Consider the following 19,889-nt stretch of genomic DNA (forward strand, 5'->3'; position numbering starts at 1 on the left):
CGAACGATGCATTTCCGACATGCCCCTTCACGGGATTCTTTGCAGTCAACTCGACCGTCGATCTAAATTGATCACGGGACATTGCCCTCAAGATGAAACCAAGGTCGCACCATCGAGCTCACCTGGCCATCCCAACGGCACGAGCATCCCGACCCTTCACTCATACCACTAAGCACGAACAGCCACGCTCAACCGTGTTCGCCCCCCGTCGCCGCTGGAAAGGGCCACCGCCTAGCCATCCATCTCACGACTTGCAACTGAGGCCATGGCATCATACCGAGAGTTCGACAAGGAATGGCGAATCAGGGGCGGTTCCCCCTACAAGCCGCCCAGTGACATGTTCCCGCGTTAGCCTGCAGCAACGCCCCCAGTCTATGCGCCTTATCCACTGTCGTCGAACTGTGCAAAACAGTGAGCCCTTTGGACGGATACAGCGTATAATTGCGCACCCACTTACCCGATCGATAGATATCCACCGCCGACGAGAGAGGGACACCTGCTTCGATAGCGAATCCCTCTCTATCTCCAATCGCATATCCATGCTTGCTGTACATTCTCAACTCGGTACCTTCGGGAACCTTAGTCCAACCATTCCAAATATTCCATCTCCCGTGTCCAGCAAATACCGTCTCACCCTTGGCGTGGGAGCCGACACTCACCCTGTTCTTCGCCGGACCTACACCTCGCCCAAAGGCGCGACCTTCCTGGCCCAATTCGTCGATCTTCTTTAAAGCCGCCTTTCCACCTTTGAAAGCCTTCCCAGCAATAGGGGCGAAGGATATTGCAGTAATACCGCAGTCAGATGCTTCGAACTGTTGCGCGCATTCGAGAGCCCCGAGCGCTCCAGTGGGGTCCAACATGGACAAGATTCCACCGACGCGCTTTTGGCCTTCCGATAGAGTTCCAGAGCAGGACAAACCGCCGCTTATAGTGGATCCGCAGTCCCCTCTGTACTTCGGTTCCTCATCGATGGCCTGGAAGAACTGCCCAAACGCCGCTTTACATGAAGCGTCACATTCGGGAGATGATGGGCTAAGTCCGCCACTGCTTTCGGCAGTCGCTGTACCTCCGCCAGACCACGGCCTTCCATTCTTGTCGGCCTTCCACCCGTCTGAGTATTTGTTGTGGTCGCCGTGTCCATCGTTTCGGGGTTCTGAGTGGCCTGTGCCGTCATCGATCCACAATCCTGTTGGATCGCTTTGCGTTATGGGGTTCTGATTGGCGTAGCTGTAGCCGTTCAGCGACTGCGCCTGACCAGGGGCGAGAACAGGGTCGAGGCTGAGGAATTGGCCGAGAACGGGGTCGTATTCGCGGGCGCCGATGTGAGTGAGGCCAGTGGTGGTGTCGGCGGGTTTGCCGAGGAAGGCTTTGTCGTCGGGCCAGGCTTGTGGTTGTTGGCCGCGTGGGGCGCCGAAGGGGGTGGTGTAGCGCTTGGTGATGGCGTAGGTGGTGGCGTCCAGGGCGATGCTGGAGGTGCCGTGATGGTCGGCGGCCAGGAAGGACAGTTTGGTGCCGGTGGTCGCGGTGCTGGCGGTGCGGACGGCGATGGTCTGGCCGTTGGCCGTGTAGTAACGGGTGCCGGACAGGGTCTTGGTGCCGCCCTTGACGGTGAGGCGTACTTCGGTGGCGCCGAGGTAGAGGACGGTGTCGCCGTCGGTGGTGGTGGCGCGGCGGATGAGTAGTTCGCCGTCGGCGTCGTAGAGGTAGCCGGTGGCGGTGGCGGGTTTGCTACCGGCGGCGGGTTCGGTGGTGGTGGCGAGTTTGCCTTCGGGGTTCCAGGTCAGGGTCTGGGTGGCCTGGGTGCCGGGGCGGCCGGTGGTGTTGCCGGTGTTGTCGTAGGTGTAGGTGCGGGGTGTGCCGCCGTTGGTCTCGGTTTTGGTGAGGGGGTGAGGCTGGCCGGTCTGGGTGCCGTAGGTGTAGGTGGTTTTGGTGTCGCCGCCTGTGGTGTGTTCGGTCTGTTCGTCGCGCTGGCCCGCGGTGTTGTAGTGGTCGCTGGTCCAGTACGGGGCGGCGCCGGCGAGGTTGGCGGTGGTGCGCCCGGTGGTGGCACAGTTGGCGGTGGCCGGGGTCCAGGCTTCGGTCATGCGGCGGTAGCCGTCGTAGGTGAAGCACTGGTAGTCGGCCTTGCCGGTGCCGCCGAGTGTTGTGTTGTCGAAGATGGAGGTGACGTTGCCCGCGTCGTCCTGGGTGAATTTCAGCTCCTGCGGCATGTAGCCGTGGACGTCGTCGGTGACGTAGGAGCGGGTCAGGCGACGGGTGCCGGGCTCGTAGTCGTGGTTGAGGTAAGCCTTCTTCGCCGAGCTGGTCCCGGACATGCCCACAGTCAGCTGCCGCAGGTCGCCTTGCGGGGAGAAGGTGGCGCCCTGGAGATATCCCGTGGTACCGACAGAGGTCAGCTGCTGGCCGGTGGCGTTGTAGGTGTAGGAGACAGTCTCGGCGGCGAGTCCGCCCACGGCCGGCTCGCCGTACTGGCCGACGCTTCCATCGACCCGATAGCCGGTGGAGAAGGCCAGGGTCTTGGGAACTCCCGCCTTGACCAGAGGGTCCTCAGCAGGAAGCGTGAGCTCGCTGTTCATAACCTGATAGAGGCCGTTATAGGCGGTCACTTTCCGCGTGTACGCCTTGCCGGTCAGGCCCCCGTCATAGCGGACGGCGGTGTCCTGCTGCCCCTTGGCCAGAGTGTCGAAGGTCCAGGCGGCGAGCTTGTTGGCATCTGTCTTGGTGCCACTCCACATGCCTGTCTTGCGGCCGAGCTCGTCGTAGTCGTAGACGAGGGTCTGCTTCTCGGCGTTGGTGGTGCTGGTGACCTGATCGACAGCGTTGTAAGTGCTGGTGGTCTCGCCCTTGTCGGGATCGTCCGCCAGGACCTGCCGTCCGGCCAGGTCATAGGAGTAGGACCAGGTGGCCTTGTCCGGGCCGGTGATGGTCTTCTGCAGGCCGCCGGGGGTGTAGGTGAAGCCGGTAGTGGTGAATTCGGTGCCGGTCGGCTTGGGGCCGGCGTATTCGCGGCGCTCGGTGGTCTGCCCGCGCACATCGGTGACCTCGGCAACGCCCTGGCCGCCGGCGGGGGCACTGGTGGCGACGGTGTCGCCGGTGAAGGTGCTCTCAGTGGTCCAGCGGGTGACACCGTAGTGTTTGGTGACCGTCTTGGTGGCCCGCCCGGCGCCGTCATAGGTGGTGTCGGTCTGAGCGGGGGCCTGGCTGCCCTCGGTCTGCACGGGTGTGCCCGACGGGGACGTGGTCTCGTCCCAGGTGTCCGATTGAGAGCTGACCGCCAGTCCCCGGTCGTCGTACAGGGTCAGGCCTATCAGTCGGCCGCCGACCGGTGTGGGTGACTGGACCTGGCGGGCGCGCAGGAGCGAGTCGTAGATCTCGTAGGTGGTGTTGTACCCGGAGCTGTCACCTTTGATTGTGCTGGTGGAGATCCAGGGCAGCGACGTGCTGTTGAAGTGGTAGGCGTAAGCCAGGCTGGGGTTTTTGAACAGGACCTTCAGATGATTCGGCAGCCATACGTTGGTGACCCGGCCGAGCGCGTCGTACTCGCTTTCGGTGATCTTGCCGTTGGGGTCGGTGACCTTGAGTGATGCCCCGGTGGCGAAGTCGAGGGCTGTGGTGGTCTCGAAACTCTTGGCGTCGGCCACTGTGGTCGCTGTCAGGGGCCCAGCAGCGGTTGGTGTGTAGGTCGTGGTGGCGGTGGTGCGGTTCAGCGCGTCCTTGACCGCGGTGGGCCGGCCCAGCGTGTCGTATGCGGCGGTGCCGGTCTGCTGCCATGCGGGGGCGTTGTCGGTGCCGTAACCCTTGGCCTGCCCGGTCCACTGGGCCTCGCCCTTGGTGGGCTTGTGTGACGCGTTCCAGGTGGTGGTGTCGTAGGCGGTGGCGGTGTCGGAGATGACGTCGCCCTGGCGGCTGGAGTCCGCGGGCAGGTCGAGGTCCGCGTCCGGGGTGTCGCAGGGCTGTGAGGTGGTTCGGGTGCGGGAGACCAGCGCGTTGATGCCCTTGTCGTCATTGCGCGCGTACCAGGTGCGGGTGCAGGTCTCGTCCTTGGACTTGGCGTCGTCGCCGCGGTCCTCGACCGTCTGGGCCATGCCGTAGTCGTCGTACGTGGTGGCAGTGGTCCGCACACGGTCCACGGGGGTGAGGCCGCTGGTGATGCGGGTGCGGGTGTGGGTGGCGGCGGTGCGGACGTAGTAGGCCTCGGTGTCGGCGTACGACTTGTGCTGGGTGGCGGTGCGCTTGGACCACGGGTCATCGACCGTGCCCGACACCTCGGTGTCCCCGTTGTAGGTGACGGTTTCGCGGGTGAACCCGGCGTACGGGTCCGAGTCGGTGATGGCCTCGCCCTTGATGCCGGTGACCTTGACCTGCTTGCGCTTGTCCGGGTCCGGGGTCTTGCCGTCCGGGCCCAGTAGGCGGTCGCCGTTCATTCCGCGCAGGTAGACGGTGACGGTCTTCAGCTGTGTGCTGTCACGGTCCCCGGTGAGGTGGGTGACTTTCCCGAAGCCGCGCCAGATGGACCAGGTGCGTTCCTTGGCCGGGGTCATCGGGTCGTCGTTGTAATGCCAGGCGCCCCCGCCCTCATAGCTGTAGGTGTTCTGCACCGCCTCCGAGCCGCCGTACGGGTCGGTGGTGGACACGGCGGTGACCGGGTACTTCTGGAACCAGTCCAGGACCGGGTTCTTCTCCCCGTTCGGCGACCAGTACACCGGGTAGCAGCGCCGGGTGTTCTCGTCGGCCTTGGGCATCGTCTGCCCGGCCACGCAGTCGGCCTCGAGATAGCTGACGATGGTCTGCGCCCCGGCCTCGGAGGTGACCGTCTTCAGGCGCGGCTTGTCGAGGGAGAGGATGTCATCGCTCGCCCCGTCGACGCGGTTGGGCAGGAAGACGTGGGTGAACTTGACCGGGTCCAGGGCCAGGTCGCTGCCGTGTTTACCGGTGTGCTTGATCTCGTCCAGCCACAGAGACTGGTCACTGGTGTCACCGGTTTCGCCCGGGTCGAGGTAGAGCTGCTTGAGTGTCCAGTTGTCGACGGAGGCGTAGCCGGGGGTGGAGGCTGCGGCGTTCCATGCGTAGGTGGTGATGCCCGTCATCCGCTTGCGGGTGAAGAAGGACGGGCCGACGTTTCCGGTGCACTTGTCGTCGTCCTTGCACACCGCGTCGAAGGGCACGTCCGGCCAGTTGTCGCGGGTGTCCTTGGTGAGCGAGTCGCAGCCGGTGCCGGAGGCCAGGCACCGCTCGGCGTAGTCGAAGACGACCTTGTTGGAGGCGGCGGGGGTTGCGGAGAACAGGGCATCCTTGCGCTGGCCGTAACGGATCTCCTTCAGGTAGCCGCCGCGGATGTAGCCGGTGCCCGTGTTGTCGTCGCCGAGCTTGTCGTAGTTGTTCTCCTCGGCCTTGTACCAGTAGGTCATGGCGTTGCCATGGGTGTCCTCGACCAGGTCGAGGCTCCACCGCCAGGCCTGCTTCTTGTCCCGGCCGGAGAAACTCGTGCCGTCCGCGTAGCCGGGCTCTCCCTCGTCGTCCCCGAAGACCGGCACAGTCCACACCGATGCGGTGCGGTCATCCGCGCCGGCCCCGTCGAGCTTGTTGAGGCCGAAGGTGTAGACGGTTCCGTCGCCGGTGGTAACGGTCCAGTACTCGCCGTTGTCGTCGCCGTTGTCCGCGCCGGTGTGGTGCTCGACAGTCGAGGCGTCGTCGTTCTTCAGCCGCCACCGGCCACTGGTGTCGTCCTTGACCAGCTCGGTGGCCTTGCCGTTCAGGACGAGGGAGGCGTTGTCGTACTTCCAGCACAGATCGAACTTGCCATCCTGCCCGTCGTCGTCGCAGGAGCCGTACTTGCGCTCGATGAAGGACGAGGTGAGATCGAAACCTTCACCGATAGCGGTGCCCTGGTTGTTCGTGGACGCGGTACGCCCGTCCACGCTGCCCGAGTCGTAGGAGAGCGACAGGTCCGGCGACGGCCCGGCCGCGGCGGGCGAGGTCCGCAACGGGTACGACCAGGTGAAGCTGCCGGACGAGCCGCCGGCTTCCCAGGTCGAGGAGGCCGCCAGGGGAGTGGCCTTGTAGTCGCCGGCCCCCGATTTGGTGCCCGCTGCCAGCGCCAGCACCATCTGCTGACCCGCAGGTGCGGCAGAGAAGTCCAGGGTGGTTTGGAGGGTTTGGCCGGCCCGGTCGTTGGTGAACGGCACCGTCTCGCGACCACGGCAGTGCGACTGTGCAGGGTCCTTGAGTGCGCAGTCGGGAAGCTTCACGATCTGGAGCCGCCCGGCCCAGTCACCGCCGTAGGCGGAAGCGAACGCCGAGTAGTCAACGGTGAGCCGGGCCGAGCCCCCGCCCGTGGGACCGGTGGCGGTGAGCACCACGCCCTTGACACCGAGCTTGCCTGCTGCCTCTTGGTCCAGAACCTCGACCGTGACGGTCCGGGCGACACGTTCCTTCTTCCGGTCCCTGCCTGGCGCCGCTGCGGTCAATGTCACGGGGAGAGTGCCAGGGTTCGCCTTGGCGGTTTTCTCGGCGTCGAGTCTGAGCGTCTCCTGGCCCTGCCCCGGCCAGGTCACCGATCGGCCCTGATCCGTCCTCGCCCGTTCGGCCGCGGCTCGGTGGGCGGCTTCGGAGGCTTTGACCACGCGGGCGTTCTTGTCGTTCGCCTTCTTGGTCAGCGGAGAGACCGTTGAGGAACGGGGTGCTGTCAGCTTCGGCTTGCCGAGCGGATCCGGCGCATCAGCAAAAGCGACCGGAGACAGCAACCCCGGTACCAGGGCGAACCCCGCTAAGACGGCGAGCCGTCTGCCCCAGGACCGTCTCCTGCGTGCCGTGTCGCCTATCCGGGGCATGCCGGACCCGAACTGGTTCATGACAAGTCTCCTCGTGTGCGAGCGCCGACGCGCCCGCACACCGTCAAAGGTCAGCAGAAGAAGGGAAAGAAGCCGGACCCTAGGTCGTTGGCTGTGCGATCTGGGAGGTCACCTGGTCGCGCGTCATCGCGCCGACCCAAACACGCACCTTCGCCAGGTCCCCCGGAAGGTAGTGGCCCGTGGCGCCGCCACCCGAGCCCCGGCCCGCCGAGAGGGACCCGCCGCCCTGCTGCGCCGTATCCAGCCCAACGTCATCCCCGCCCTGCTGGGCGAACTGGCCGACGAAAAGCCGTGCCGCGCCGTAGCGTTCACTGCCATCGCTGCCCGTGAAAGGAAGCCCGGAGTCGAAGACACCGGTCACATCCACCCAGGTGTCCCACTCCTTGTCACCGACCGGCTCCTGACCCATGTCAATCGCCGTGTCGATCACCTTGCCGTTGCTGTCCACCGAAGTTCGCCCGAACTTCCACCAGTAGACATTTTCTGCGGGCTTCTCCACCCACAAGGCCCACGACGACTCCTTGCCGACCGGCGTGGCCTGCGCGGCAACCAGTCCCCGGTAGCCAACCGGCTTAGCCGTCAGCAGCGCCTTGCTCAGCCGCACGCGCGCCGACACCGTAAATGAACCCGTCTCATCCACCACCGGCCCGGTTGCCGAGGCGTAGCCGGTGCTGCCGTTGAGTACCAGCGCCGTGGCGTCCTCGCCGGTCAGGGTCGCGCCTGAGCCGGACAGTGTCATGGGGCCGCGGCGGTAGGGGAATGTGGTGCTGGCCGGGTCGTCCGGATCCTCCGGGCTCTCGATCACCTGACTGCCCTGGGAGATGGTGGCGTCCCAGTGCGCCACCAGTTCATTGGCGGGCGCTCCGTCCTTGTCCAGCCGGTCTTCCTCCCGGATCTGCTCAGGGGTGCGGGTGTCCTGCCAGACGGCGATCTCATCGACGCGGCCCAGGAAGTACTCGCCATACGCTCCTGCCACCTTGGAGCGGCCGATCATCAGGTTGCGGTCGGCTGTCCACGGTTCGTACGCGGGCGCCGCGTCGGCCAAGACGACCGGGTCGCCCTGGGGGCGTCCGTTGATGAACAGCTGGATCGTGTCGTTGGACTTGTCCGCGTCGCCTTGTGTGTCGAAGACGCCGGTCAGGTGTGTCCACACCCGCAATGGGGGGCTTTCCTCCTCGGCCAGCGAGCGGATGTACACCGGATCGTTCTTGTCCCGGTCGGTCCGGTTGAAGACCCACTTCTTGTACGCGGACGAGTAGTACAGGGTGAACGCCGAGCCGTACTCCCCCGGTGCCGACAGCACCACATGATTCGCCGACGTGTCGGTGAGATACGCCCAGGCGGAGACGGTGAACGAATCCTGCGTGTTCACGGCCGCGCCGTCCGTCGACGCATAGCCCACCTGCCGCGAGGGATCACTCAGGTTGTCATTCAGACGCAGCGAATAGTCACCGGCGCCTCGCCTGGCGAGGGTCGACCAGCCGGTGCCGGCCTCGTCCCGCAGCACGAGGTCGTGACGGGCGCCCACCTCGCCCGTGTCCTTCGCCACCGTCAGCCCCGAACCGGGCCCGCCGTCGTCGAAGCGCCACCGCCCGGTCGGCCCGGGAGCAGTCGCCACCTTGAAAGCCAGTTCCGCAGGCGGTCCCCAGCGCACCCGCCCTTCCTTGTCCAGCTTCAGATCGCTGGCTTCCACCGACAGCGTCTGTGTGCCCGGCAGCCCAGGCTTGACGTCCTTGACCTGCACCGAAGCATTCGTGGTCGGGGCGCTCACCCGCTTGGTCGCATCGGCGTCGGAGGTCAGCAGCCGCCACCGGTAGGCCTTCACGTCCTTGTCGGCCGTGTTCGGTTTGAAGGTGAAGGTCCCCGGCTTTCCCGGACCGCCGTGTGCTGCGCAGTCATTGGCCGTGCACTCGGTGTACGGGGCTCCGGGGACGATGACCGGCACCTTGGGAGCGGTGGAGTCGATCCGCAGATAGCACCACGCCGAGTAGGGCGAGAACAGATCACCCGACTTGCCGTTGTAGCTCCAGTGCGACTGGGTCCGGGCGCGGAACCGGTACAGCCCGCCATCAGCCCGCTTGTCCGTCGTCGTCTTCTCCAGCGTGCCATCCGGATCCCAGCCACTGTCCGGCTTGTAGTCGCTCCACACCTGCGACCACGATCCCGAGTTGGTGTCGGTGCTGCTGCGCTGCATCACGAATTCCGCCTGCAGCGAACCTTCTTCGTCGCCCTCGTGAGCCTCGACCTTCGTCTGCACACGCGCCTGGACCGTCGGCGTGTCCACCGTCACCGTCACCGGATCCGACGAGGAACGGCACTGCGCTTTGGTACCCGTGCCCGGGATGGCCCCGACCGACGTCGGCACGCCGGGCTTGTGCGCGTACCACACCTTCAACTCCGCATTGGAGTCAAAACGCTTCCATGCCCGCGGCTCACCCTCGTCTTTCGCCCGCAGCATCAGTGTCAGCCGGGAAATCTTGCCGTCCGCCAACGACCGCACCGTGGAGGTCAGGTTCTCGTCCGGCTCATCCGGATTGTCATTGAACTCGATCCACTTGTTCGGCTGCTCCGGGCTGCACAGATCCCCCCGACCCGCCGACACGTAGCGGTCGCCCATCTGGTCCAACTGCTTCGGTCCGGGCCAGCGCGTCCCCTCGGAGATGTTGTCGGTCCGCTCGAGATCCACCCAGTACGGGGTGCAGTTGAACGACCACGTCTCATACGCCCGGAACGTCGCGTCCAGCACATGCTTGCCCGCCAGCTTCGACGCGCCGAACTCGAAATACATCCGGTCCCGGTAGCCCGACCCGCAGTAGTAGCCATCCGCACTGCCGCACAAGCCGACACCCTTTGGCTCGTCGAACTTCCAGAACCGGTCCCCGTCGGACGACAGCTTCGTCCACTCCGACGCCCCCAGACCCACGGACGGGTCAATGAACACCGGGTACGCGGTCTTCTCCCCGCGCAGCAACTCCAAGTCGGGTTCCACCGAAACACTGCCGTCACCGACGATCACCGGCAACTCAGCGGTCGCATCACCCTCACCCGGCTGAGCGAGACCACTCTTGATCGACCGAGGCTGGGTACGCAAGCCCGTGGCGTCGTCTCCTGCGGAATCCCACATCCGCCCCGCCGGGCCCCGGAACACCGCGTTGCCATCCGCATCCACCGCCCGCACCCCACCGCCGGCCCCCGGCACCACGCTCAGGCCGTCCCCAGTGGCAGTGAGCTTGATCTTCTCCAGCTCCGGGTTGGCCGCCGCCTCAGCGGTCTTGACCACCAGCACCTCGCGGTAGCCCTCGGCCGTCGCCGTCAGCTCCAGATCCACCCCCGCAAGGACATCGGGGTACGTGGCGGTGGCCCCGTCCAGCTTCGGCGCCGGTAACGAGCCGGGCCAGCCCAGCCGTAACTCCTGCTCACCGCGCCCGAGCGTCAGCATCCCCGAGCCGCTACCACCGCCCGAGAACGACAACCCCACCACGGCGGACTTCGGCCCAACCCTGCCGTCCGCGTACTTCTGCAACATGACATCGATGTCGCGCCACGAGCCGTCAGCGGCCCGCGCACGCTGCGGCTCCGTCGACTGCGTCAGGGTGAAGGTGCCGTCCGGATTCGCCACGGTCTGCGAATACTCAGTCCGCGCAGAGATCACTTCCACAGGCTCACCGGATGTCACTGCCCGCGCAGACGCCGACTCCTCCGACGACGCCGATACCGGCGCCGCCGCATGCGCGCCAGACGCCAGGAACGTGACCGGCGACAGCACCGACAGCAGCATCTCCGCCGCCATCGCCCCGCCGACCACAGGATTTAACCGGCGTCTTCGCGCACGCGCACGCCGACGTCTCCACCCCAACTCCACAGTCCCCACCCCAGAGTCACAGGATTCTCAAATGTGCAGCGAGTTAACGGCCCCCTGGTTCCCCTCGTCAACGTGAAGCAGATCACGTTTCCGCTGGATGGGTGAGTTACAGCCACGCGTCGCACGCGACCCTCGACAAGCCCGCAGGCGAGTGCCGCACCCCAGCACTACTCCCGCCCGAAACCCACAAGCGATCACCATTTCCTCGGCGAGGCAAGAGGCCCACCCCAGATGACGGGCGCGAACAAATGGCCGAATCCGACCGAAAGGACCATGGCTCTGCCAAGCCGGGGTGGCCGCGCAGGAATGCGGCTCCGAAGCTTCCCTGCGGAGCGAGGACGTCTCGGCGGTTACAAGGGGAGGAGAGCCCAGGATCACCGCCCCACGCACATACCGAGGCACGCGCCAAGGCCGGGACAGCGGGGCCGGCCAGCAGCAGCGCTGCTTACAGGGCCGCCGCCCGGGTTCCGGCGTCGGCACTTCCCTGGCCTTGATACGACTCGATCGGGTACGGCGTGGCGTGTTGCGCATAGTGCCGGCCCTCGGTCCGGCCTTCGGCAGACCTGGCGAGGCGGACCGGGGACCGGCACGTCTGGGCTACGGCTTGGGCAGCTCACACCCCGCCAGGCTCAGATTGATCTTGTTGCCGGCGGCGACGCACTTGGTGATGCCGTACGTCTCCTGGGCGTAGTTGATGCCCTGCCGCACCGTCACGTTCCCGCTCGCGTCGACTTCGCACGGGTTGTTCAGGGTGCACCGCCCGCCGCTTTCGTTGCCCGTGTTGTTGACGGCGACGACCTTGCCCGTGGCGGAGTCGACAACGGGCGAGCCCGAGGTTCCCCCGATCGTGTTACAGGCGGAGGTGTAGCGGACCGAATCCTTCCAGGTCCATTCATCCTCTTTAAGACGGTAGACAAACCCGTCGATATTGCAGGAGTAGATCCGCTTCCAGTAGCCGGAGACCACGTTGATGCCAGTGCCCTGGACCGGGTGGCTGTCCGAGAGCTGTAGCGCCTTGATGCCGTACGTCTGCTGGATCTGGGCGTACGTCGAGCTCAGCTGGTACAGCGACACATCGGTGTCGGTCATGGTCGCGTACGCGATCTTGGTGGCCCGGAGTGTGCCGACGCCGCTGCCGGAGCTGTTGAGCAGGGTGAAGCTCCGGGTGGAGGCCCGGTCGACGACCACCTGTCCGGCGCCGGGCATCCCGGTCTCCAGGCAGTGGCCGTTCGAGAGCACGAACGCCGGGTCGCTGTCCGCCGAGTTCGGCATCCGTACCACCGAGCCGGAGCAGTTGCTCAGCGCCACGGTGCCCGCGAAGTCGACCGCCTTGACGCGGGTCGCCTTCGAGGTGTCCGAGGCGGCCGCGGCCGGGGTGACGCCGGCGGTCGCGAGGCCCGCGCCGCCCAGCAGCAGCGCGGACAGCGCACCGATCAGGGGTCTGCGCATGTGGTTCCCCTCCCATGACGAGGCTTCGGACCACGCCGCGACCGGTCACGTCGCGGCGGGTCGGCCCGGAGCCGCACGAATGTTCCCTCGGCTTCGACCATTTCCCACCCTTGACCATGTCATGCGCATGGCCGAACACTGGCGCAGCAGTCGCTCGCCTCAGACCACCCCCCAGGAGAATTCATGCGACTACGCATTCGCGGCAGAAGGGCCACCGCCCTCACCGCCCTGCTGACCCTCGCCCTCGCGGCGCCCGTCGCGGCCCAGGCCGACGGCTCGGGATCCGGCTCCACCTCCGCGACCAGGGCCGCCGCCACCGCGGCCGACGCCTCGGCCGGCACCGCGGCCGACGAAAGCGTGCGGCAGTACGAGATCTCGGGCCCCGCCACCCCGGCCGAGCGCTCCTCCATCGCGGCCACCGGCGTCTCCATCGACGAGGCGGACGCCCGCTCCGTTGTGGTCACCGCCGACGCGGCCCAGGCCCGCAAGCTGCGCTCGCGCGGCTATGAGCTCAGCCCGCTGGCCACCCCGCCGGCCCGCACCGAGGGCCGGGCCGTCAAGCCCTTCGACTTCCCCTCCGCGGACGCGAAGTACCACAACTACGCCGAGGCCACCGCCGAGATCAACGCCGCGGTCGCCAAGTACCCGAACATCCTGAGCAAGCGGGTCATCGGCAAGTCCTACGAGGGCCGCGACATCGTGGCGCTGAAGATCAGCGACAACGTGGCCACGGACGAGGCCGAGCCCGAGGTGCTGTTCACCGCCCACCAGCACGCCCGCGAGCACCTCACCGTCGAGATGGCGCTCTACCTGGTCCGGGAGTTCACCCAGGGCTACGGCAGCGACACCCGGGTCACCAACCTGGTCAACAGCCGCGAGATCTGGATCGTCCCGGATGTGAACCCGGACGGCGGCGAGTACGACATCGCCACCGGCTCCTACCGCAGCTGGCGCAAGAACCGGCAGCCCAACTCCGGCTCCTCCAACGTCGGCACCGACCTCAACCGCAACTGGGACTTCAAGTGGGGCTGCTGCGGCGGCTCCTCCGGCTCCACCGGCTCCGAGACCTACCGCGGCCCCAAGGCCGAGTCGGCCCCCGAGGTGAAGGTCGTCGCGGACTTCGCGCGCAGCCGCGTCGTCGGCGGCAAGCAGCAGATCAAGGCCGCCATCGACTTCCACACCTACAGCGAGCTGGTGCTGTGGCCGTTCGGCTGGACGTACGACGAAACCACCACCGGCATGACGCGGGACGACTACGACGCCTTCGCCGCGGTCGGCAAGAAGATGGCCGCGAGCAACGGCTACACCCCCGAGCAGTCGAGCGAGCTGTACATCACGGACGGGGCGATCGACGACTGGCTTTGGGGCGCCCAGAAGGTCTTCGCGTACACCTTCGAGATGTACCCGACCTCCAGCGGCGCGGGCGGCTTCTACCCGCCCGACGAGGTGATCGACCGGGAGACCGCCCGTAACCGCGACGCGGTGCTCCAGCTCCTCGAGAACGCGGACTGCATGTACCGCTCCATCGGCAAGGAAGCGCAGTACTGCGCCTGAGCCCAGGCCGTACGGCACGCTACGGGCGCCGTCCCGGTGGGATTCCCCGCCGGGACGGCGCCTCGCGAGTCCTGCTCCCCCATGATCCCGACGAGTGCGACGCAGAGCCCGCTCCAGTCGCCTTGATGCGGCCATAGCGTCCCGCTCGCCCGACGCGCCCTCGCCTTCGCCAGGTTCACAACGTCTATTCTCATCCGGGTTGCGCCGTTGACCAGGTGAAGAAGAGGGCAGGGGGAGCCACACCATCATGAGCGGTACGAACGGGGACGGACCCGACGAGCGGGACGACCATGCCGATGTGGGTGTCAAGCCGCTCGCGGTGAGCGACCCGACGCGCATAGGCCCGTATCTGTTGCTCGGGCGGCTCGGCGCCGGCGGTATGGGGCGGGTGTTCCTCGCGCGGTCGGACAGCGGTCGGACCGTGGCCGTGAAGGTCGTACACGAAGAGCACGTCTCCGACCAGCAGTTCAGGGCGCGGTTCCGGCGCGAGATCGAGGCGGCACGGAGGGTCGGGGAGCAGTACACGGCGCCGGTGCTCGACGCGGGTCCTGACGACGAGCCGCCGTGGGTCGCCACGGGGTACGTCCCCGGGCTCTCGCTCGAGCAGGTCGTGCGACGGCACGGGCCGCTCCCGGCCGCGTCCCTGCACGCTCTGGCGGACGGGCTGCTGAAGGCGCTCAAGGACATTCACGGCGCCGGGATCGTGCACCGTGATCTGAAGCCGTCCAACGTGATGCTCACCGTGGACGGTACGAAGGTCATCGACTTCGGGATCGCGCGGGCTCTGGAGACGTCCGTCGAGTCCTTGTTGACCAGTACGGGGATGGTCGTCGGGTCTCCCGGGTTCATGTCGCCTGAGCAGGTGCGCGGGCAGCGCGCGGGGGTCAAGAGCGATGTGTTCACCCTCGGGTGCGTGCTGACGTACGCGGCGACCGGGCAACTGCCGTTCGGGAAGCGGGCGGGCAATCAGCACGCGGTGATGTTCGAGATCGTGGAGGGCGAGCCCGATCTGACAGGGGTCGCGGACGCCTCGCTGCGGGCGCTCATCGCCCGTTGCCTGGTGAAGGACGCCGTTCAACGGCCCGGCGTCGACGAGCTGTTGGAGGATCCCGAGCGAGTGCGTCCCCGCGCCACGCACGGCGCCTGGCTGCCCGCCGGTGTCGTCGCGCACCTCGCACGGCAGTCCGCCCGGCTGCTCGACGCCGAGGCGGCGCCGCTGCGGGAGGAGTCCACGGACCTGGCGACCCTCGGGCTGCGGCCGAAGGCCGGGCCTGCCGAAGCCGCCCCGGCCGTCCCGGGCGCCGGAGCCACGAAGCGGGAGCGGGAGCCCCGTCGGCGCCGCAGGCTCATCGCGCTGCCCATCGTCGTCGTCATCACCGCCGGCGGCGGCACGGTCGCCCTGCTTCAACCCTTTGGGGGTGACGACGGGGGCGGAACGCATGCCCAGTCACCAAGCGGTGGCGCGAGCGCCGCTTCCGGTGGCAGCACCTCGCCGAGCGCGCTCAGCAGTTCACCTTCCAAGGGAGAAAAGAAGAAGAGCGGGGACGACGGCGAGAAGGGGAAGGAGACGGACAAGCCGAACGCCCAGAAGAGCAGCCGTAGCTCCGGGCCGTCGGATGGTGACGGCGGCAGCAGTTCGTCCAAAAGCGACAGTGGTTCCGGCAACGGCAAGTCCGGCTCTTCTTCGGGCTCGGACGGCGGAAACTCGTCTGCGGGCGGCGGGGGTTCATCCGGCTCCAGCGGCACGTCCTCCGGCTCGCGGCCGCCCGCCATGAAGAGCTACCGGATTGATTACACCAACTCGTGTGTCGGCGCGTGTGACATGCCGCTCAAGGTGAGCTGGACGGCGATCTCCCGAGCGACCAGGTACGACATCCACTACACCAACAAGGGCAGCAACTACACGGAGAAGAACGTCAACACGGTCTACTCCACCGGGAGCACCAGCTACACGATCAAGGGCCCGTTCTCCGGGGACGAAATCTGCGTCACGGTGCGCGCGGCCAACACCTACGGTGCCTCCGCCTGGGCGGAGACCTGGTGCGACACCGTGCCCTACTAGTGCCGCATCAGGTCGGACCCGCTGGACCGAACGCGCCGGCGTCAGCTCAGATGCCGGGCGAAGAACCTCACCGAGCTGTCCACCTCGAACGACGGCACATCCCCGTGCCTGCCGGGGTTGGCGTGCAGCGTCTTCTCCGCCGAGGCCAGGGCGTCGAACAACGCCAGGCTCTGGTCGCGCGGCACCATCTGGTCATCCCACTGGACCAGGAACTGCACCGGCACGGTGATCCGGGCGGCGTCTTCGGCCAGCCCGTGCACGCCGAGCAGGCCCAGCACCGCGGCGCGGATCCGGGGCTCCGCGGCGATGAGGGGTACGCCGAGCCCGCAGCCCATCGACATACCGCAGTAACCCACCGGGCCGACGCCGACCTGGTCGAGGCGCTGGACCGCGGTCAGGACCGTCTGCCACTCCGCGACAGCCCGACCGGCCAGATAGCTGTGCATGCCGGCGACCAGCGCGCCCGGATCCGTACCGGCGGCCATGCCGGCCCGCATCTCGGCCACGATCCGGCCGAACTCATCGTCCTGGGGACGGTCGCCGTGGTTCGGCGCGTCGATCGCGACGACCGCGAAACCCTCGGCGGCGTAGCGACGCGCGCGGGACACATTGCCGGGGGCCGTCTTGTGCTGCCCGCCGCCGTGGCCCAGCAGAATCAGGGGACGAGTGCCGCAGGCGCCTTCCGGCGTCCACAGCACGCCGGGGATCTCGTCGAGGGTGAAGAACTGCTCGGTGACGCCGTCCGACGACGTCTGGGAGGTGAAGCGCATCAGCGTTTCAAGCCTTTCGGGATGCGTTGCGCGAGCGCTCCCTAAACCATGCAAAGGAGGGAGCCCCGACCTGTCACAGCGTTGATCGGTCTCACCTCCTCGAATTCGTCATGGTGCACGGCGGCGCCGAAAGTATCACAAAGATCATCACGCGCGCCTCACGGCGACCCCGCAGCGCTACGCTGTGTCGGCGGCCCGCAGGTCATGGCCGAGCAGCTGCACAAGATCGCGGACATGGCCGGAGCGGGACGTCTGCGGCTGCACGTGCTGCCCTACAGCGCAGGGGCCCACGCGCTCCAGCAGAGTCTGCTCACTCTCATGAGCTTTGAGGATTCCGCCCCGGTGGCCTACGTCGAAGGCTTCCTCACCGGCAACTTGATGGATGATCCGTCTCTGGTGAAGGCCAGCCAGACCGCCCACTCTCTGGCCCTGAGCGACGCGTTGTCGCATCAGGAATCACTGGCCGTCGTCAGAGCGGCAGCGGAGGAACACGCGCATGGTCAGCAGTGAGCACAGCGTCTCCCACGCGTCCACCCTCAACGGGTGGTACAAGTCCAGTTACAGCGGCGGCGATCAGGGCGAGTGCCTTGAGGTCGCGCGAGGCCACGCCTCCATACCCGTCCGCGACAGCAAGAACCCCCACGGCCCGGCGCTCGTGTTCGAGCCGTCCGTGTGGTCGGCGTTCCTCTCCGCCGTCAAGGAAGGGGAGTTCCCGGCTGCCTGACCGGGTCAGGCAGCCGGACCGAAGACCTCGGTGAGCAGGGCGATCCCCTCGGCGGGGGCGCGTACCCGAAGGTGCAGGACGGGGCCGTCGAGGTGGAGGCGGAAGTCGAAGAACGGGCAGCATCGCTGTTCGGCGGCGGCCAGCGCCGCGATGTCACCGGCGCGGTCGGCGGGCAGGGTCAGCCGGATGCCGTCCTCGGTCTCCTGCCGTAGGGCTCCGTCGATCAGCCGCCGCCACTGGGCGGTGCGCTCGGCGAGACCGCCGCTGTCCAGGGAGCAGGCCACCGGCGCCGATCGCCATCGCTCGGGCCGGCCCTGGGCAGCCTGACGGCTGGGCAGCAGGGCGAGGAAGCCGCACTCCGGGTCGCAGCGGCCGGGCCGGTCGGGCAGGGTGTCCAGGTGCTCCAGGGACCGGTGCAGGGTGGTGATGAACCCGGCCAGTTCGGCGACGCGGGCCTCGGCGTCGGTGATCCGGGCGGCGATACGTGTGCGCAGGTCGGCCTTCACCTCCGCGCACGCGCCGGATTCCCAAACGGCCAGCAGTTCGGAGATCTCCTCCAGCGGCAGCCCCAGGTGCTTGGCCGCGCCGATGAACGCCAGGCGCTCGACGGCCTCCTCGCCGTAGAGGCGGTAGCCGGCCGGGGACCGGTCGGCGGCCAGCAGCCCGGCGCTCTCGTAGTACCGCAGCGTCGTGGCCGGGACACCGGAACGCTCGGCGAGCTGGGAGATCCGCATCATGCTCACACCGCCGACGGTAGACCTTCGACCCGGCTCGAAGGTCAAGGGCCTTGGACCCTGCTCTGCACGTACCTTTCCGCTGTGCTGCTGGTCGGCCTGGTGCTCCGCACCACCCTCGGCCGGTCCTGGGCCGACCCGATCGCCGCCCTGGTCATCGCCGCCGTCGCCGTGTGGCCCCGGCCGCCTCGGACACCTTTGCCTGCCACGCCGGTTGTGACTGCTGAGACTGACGGCACGCCACGTCGTTCGGTATCAGGCGAGGAACGTACGCAGGTGGGCCACGAGGGCGTCGGGACGTTCCTCGGGGATGAAGTGGCCGCAGTCGGGGATCTGGGCGCCGGTGACGTCGTCCGCGTACTGGCGCCAGATGTCCAGGGTGGGCAGCCGGGCGGGCAGGCCGGCCGAACCCCACAGGGCCAGGACGGGCATGGTCAGGCGGCGGCCCGCGGCGGCGTCCTCGTCGTCGAGGGCAAGGTCGTGTTCCTGGGCGCGGTAGTCGTCGAAACCGGCGCGGAGCGCGCCGGGGCGGGAGAACGCGCGGACGTAGGCGTCGACGGCGTCGGGGTCGAGTCCGTGGCGGTTGTACGTCCAGCGCTCGAAGAAGTACTCCAGGTAGGCGCGGATGTTGTTCCCGACCAGCAACTCGGGGAGATCGGGCTGCATGTGGAACAGCCAGTGCCAGTAGCCGGCGGCCACGGAGGCGTCCAGGCGGCGGAACATCTCCCGGGTGGGGATCACGTCGAGTACGGCGAGCCGTTCGACCTGGTCGGGGTGGTCCAGGGCCCAGCGGTGCGCGACCCGGGCGCCGCGGTCGTGGCCGACGACCGCCGCCCGTTCGTATCCGAGCTGCCGGACCAGTTCGGCGATGTCCGAGGCCATCCGCCGCTTGTCGTAGCCGGTGGCGGGCTTGTCGCTGAGGCCGTATCCGCGCAGGTCGGGGGCTACGACGGTGTGGCCGGTGGCGAGTTCGCCGAGCACCGGCCGCCAGCACAGCCCGGTCTGCGGCCACCCGTGGAGCAGTACGAGCAGCGGCCCCGAGCCCGCGCGCGTGTAGTGCAGCCGGACCCCGTTGACCTGGGCGACGCCTGTGGTCACCGTCTCCACCGTCTCCGTGCTCATGACCGTACCTCCCGCCTCGCGCTTACTAACCCTCATAGGAGGTTAGTGCCACGACAAGCGGTGGACAATGGAGCCATGACGACCGATGACGAATGGCTCTGGTACGGCGGACGCGTGTGCCTGGACTTCGTCAACACCCTCCGCGACCGGTGGCAGGCGCTGCCCCGGGAGACACTCCGCGAGCCGGACGACCTGGCGCGCTGGCTGCGGGGCGCCGACCTGCTCGCCGTCCGGGCCCGCGGGGTACCCGAGTCCGTGCTGCGCTCCGCGGTGGCGCTGCGTGCGGCGATCGACCGTGCGGTGCTGTGCGCGGTCGACGGTGGGCTGCCGACGCCGGCCGACATCGCCGTGATCAACCAGGCGTCGGCCGCGGCGCCCCGCCCCGTACTCCAACTGGCCATCGAGAGCGGTCGGTTGGAGTCGAGCAGCGCTCCGCATGCCGCCGAGGACGCGGCCGGGGGGCTCGGCCTCGTGGCTCAGGACGCGATCGAGCTGCTGCTCTCCCCGGAGCTACGGCGGGTCCGTATCTGCTGCTCCGAGCGCTGCGCCCTGCGCTTCGTGGACCGCTCACCCGCGCACAACCGCCGCTGGTGCTCGATGACCCGCTGCGGGAACCGCACCAAAGCGCGGCTCCACCAGGCCCGCTCCCGCGCGCGTGACTGATCGGCGGGGACCGGCCGTCGCGTCGTCGACTACCTGATGATCGGGGTATTTTACGCTGGTCCACGGTAGTTGGCTGGCCGTGCGTAGTCACGCGTATG

10 protein-coding genes and 1 pseudogene are annotated in these 19,889 nt (G+C 67.6%); 5 read left to right on the forward strand and 6 right to left on the reverse strand.

What is annotated here, in order from left to right; genetic code table 11:
- Nucleotides 1-302 precede the first annotated feature (302 nt).
- The 3 genes from ABTY62_RS04745 to ABTY62_RS04755 form a co-directional block, all read right to left on the reverse strand.
- On the reverse strand, nucleotides 303-6,851 hold the full coding sequence (locus ABTY62_RS04745; protein WP_352127923.1) for a putative adhesin: 6,549 nt from the start codon (nucleotides 6,849-6,851) through the stop codon (nucleotides 303-305).
- A gap of 79 nt (nucleotides 6,852-6,930) precedes the next feature.
- Nucleotides 6,931-10,641, reverse strand: coding sequence for a LamG-like jellyroll fold domain-containing protein (locus tag ABTY62_RS04750; RefSeq protein WP_352127924.1), 3,711 nt, complete (start codon nucleotides 10,639-10,641; stop codon nucleotides 6,931-6,933).
- A 669-nt stretch (nucleotides 10,642-11,310) separates the two neighbouring features.
- Nucleotides 11,311-12,162, reverse strand: coding sequence for a S1 family peptidase (locus ABTY62_RS04755; protein ID WP_352127925.1), 852 nt, complete (start codon nucleotides 12,160-12,162; stop codon nucleotides 11,311-11,313).
- A gap of 183 nt (nucleotides 12,163-12,345) precedes the next feature.
- Between ABTY62_RS04755 and ABTY62_RS04760 the strand changes: the two genes are divergently transcribed.
- Together ABTY62_RS04760 and ABTY62_RS04765 are read left to right on the forward strand one after the other, a co-directional pair.
- On the forward strand, nucleotides 12,346-13,716 hold the full coding sequence (locus ABTY62_RS04760) for a M14 family metallopeptidase (RefSeq protein WP_352127926.1): 1,371 nt from the start codon (nucleotides 12,346-12,348) through the stop codon (nucleotides 13,714-13,716).
- Between the two features lie 247 nt (nucleotides 13,717-13,963).
- Nucleotides 13,964-15,778, forward strand: coding sequence for a protein kinase domain-containing protein (locus ABTY62_RS04765; protein WP_352127927.1), 1,815 nt, complete (start codon nucleotides 13,964-13,966; stop codon nucleotides 15,776-15,778).
- A 41-nt stretch (nucleotides 15,779-15,819) separates the two neighbouring features.
- On the opposite strand, the gene ABTY62_RS04770 is transcribed toward ABTY62_RS04765, so the two are convergent.
- Nucleotides 15,820-16,548, reverse strand: a complete 729-nt coding sequence (locus tag ABTY62_RS04770; protein ID WP_352127928.1) for a dienelactone hydrolase family protein — start codon at nucleotides 16,546-16,548, stop codon at nucleotides 15,820-15,822.
- Between the two features lie 165 nt (nucleotides 16,549-16,713).
- Between ABTY62_RS04770 and ABTY62_RS04775 the strand changes: the two are divergent.
- Together ABTY62_RS04775 and ABTY62_RS04780 are read left to right on the forward strand one after the other, a co-directional pair.
- A pseudogene (locus ABTY62_RS04775) lies at nucleotides 16,714-17,058 on the forward strand (Scr1 family TA system antitoxin-like transcriptional regulator); the annotation flags it as partial.
- Nucleotides 17,045-17,272, forward strand: a complete 228-nt coding sequence (locus ABTY62_RS04780) for a DUF397 domain-containing protein (protein WP_352127929.1) — start codon at nucleotides 17,045-17,047, stop codon at nucleotides 17,270-17,272. The pseudogene ABTY62_RS04775 and the gene ABTY62_RS04780, both read left to right, overlap by 14 nt.
- A gap of 5 nt (nucleotides 17,273-17,277) precedes the next feature.
- On the opposite strand, the gene ABTY62_RS04785 is transcribed toward ABTY62_RS04780, so the two are convergent.
- Together ABTY62_RS04785 and ABTY62_RS04790 are read right to left on the reverse strand one after the other, a co-directional pair.
- Entirely contained in the window at nucleotides 17,278-18,009 is a 732-nt protein-coding gene (locus ABTY62_RS04785; protein WP_352128270.1) for a MerR family transcriptional regulator, read from the reverse strand.
- Between the two features lie 252 nt (nucleotides 18,010-18,261).
- Complete coding sequence (locus tag ABTY62_RS04790) at nucleotides 18,262-19,128, reverse strand: alpha/beta fold hydrolase (RefSeq protein WP_352127930.1); 867 nt, start codon at nucleotides 19,126-19,128, stop codon at nucleotides 18,262-18,264.
- A 75-nt stretch (nucleotides 19,129-19,203) separates the two neighbouring features.
- Between ABTY62_RS04790 and ABTY62_RS04795 the strand changes: the two genes are divergently transcribed.
- Complete coding sequence (locus tag ABTY62_RS04795) at nucleotides 19,204-19,791, forward strand: CGNR zinc finger domain-containing protein (RefSeq protein WP_352127931.1); 588 nt, start codon at nucleotides 19,204-19,206, stop codon at nucleotides 19,789-19,791.
- The last annotated feature ends 98 nt before the right edge of the window (nucleotides 19,792-19,889 follow it).

Source organism: Streptomyces sp. NPDC097640 (assembly GCF_040302705.1).
GTDB lineage: Bacteria > Actinomycetota > Actinomycetes > Streptomycetales > Streptomycetaceae > Streptomyces.

Coding starts and splice junctions, on each gene's coding strand:
- ABTY62_RS04795 (WP_352127931.1), top strand. CDS start 19,204: ATGACGACCGATGACGAATGGCTCTGGTACGGCGGACGCGTGTGCCTG.
- ABTY62_RS04760 (WP_352127926.1), top strand. CDS start 12,346: ATGCGACTACGCATTCGCGGCAGAAGGGCCACCGCCCTCACCGCCCTG.
- ABTY62_RS04770 (WP_352127928.1), bottom strand. CDS start 16,548: ATGCGCTTCACCTCCCAGACGTCGTCGGACGGCGTCACCGAGCAGTTC.
- ABTY62_RS04785 (WP_352128270.1), bottom strand. CDS start 18,009: ATGATGCGGATCTCCCAGCTCGCCGAGCGTTCCGGTGTCCCGGCCACG.
- ABTY62_RS04765 (WP_352127927.1), top strand. CDS start 13,964: ATGAGCGGTACGAACGGGGACGGACCCGACGAGCGGGACGACCATGCC.
- ABTY62_RS04755 (WP_352127925.1), bottom strand. CDS start 12,162: ATGCGCAGACCCCTGATCGGTGCGCTGTCCGCGCTGCTGCTGGGCGGC.
- ABTY62_RS04750 (WP_352127924.1), bottom strand. CDS start 10,641: ATGGCGGCGGAGATGCTGCTGTCGGTGCTGTCGCCGGTCACGTTCCTG.
- ABTY62_RS04745 (WP_352127923.1), bottom strand. CDS start 6,851: ATGAACCAGTTCGGGTCCGGCATGCCCCGGATAGGCGACACGGCACGC.
- ABTY62_RS04790 (WP_352127930.1), bottom strand. CDS start 19,128: ATGAGCACGGAGACGGTGGAGACGGTGACCACAGGCGTCGCCCAGGTC.
- ABTY62_RS04780 (WP_352127929.1), top strand. CDS start 17,045: ATGGTCAGCAGTGAGCACAGCGTCTCCCACGCGTCCACCCTCAACGGG.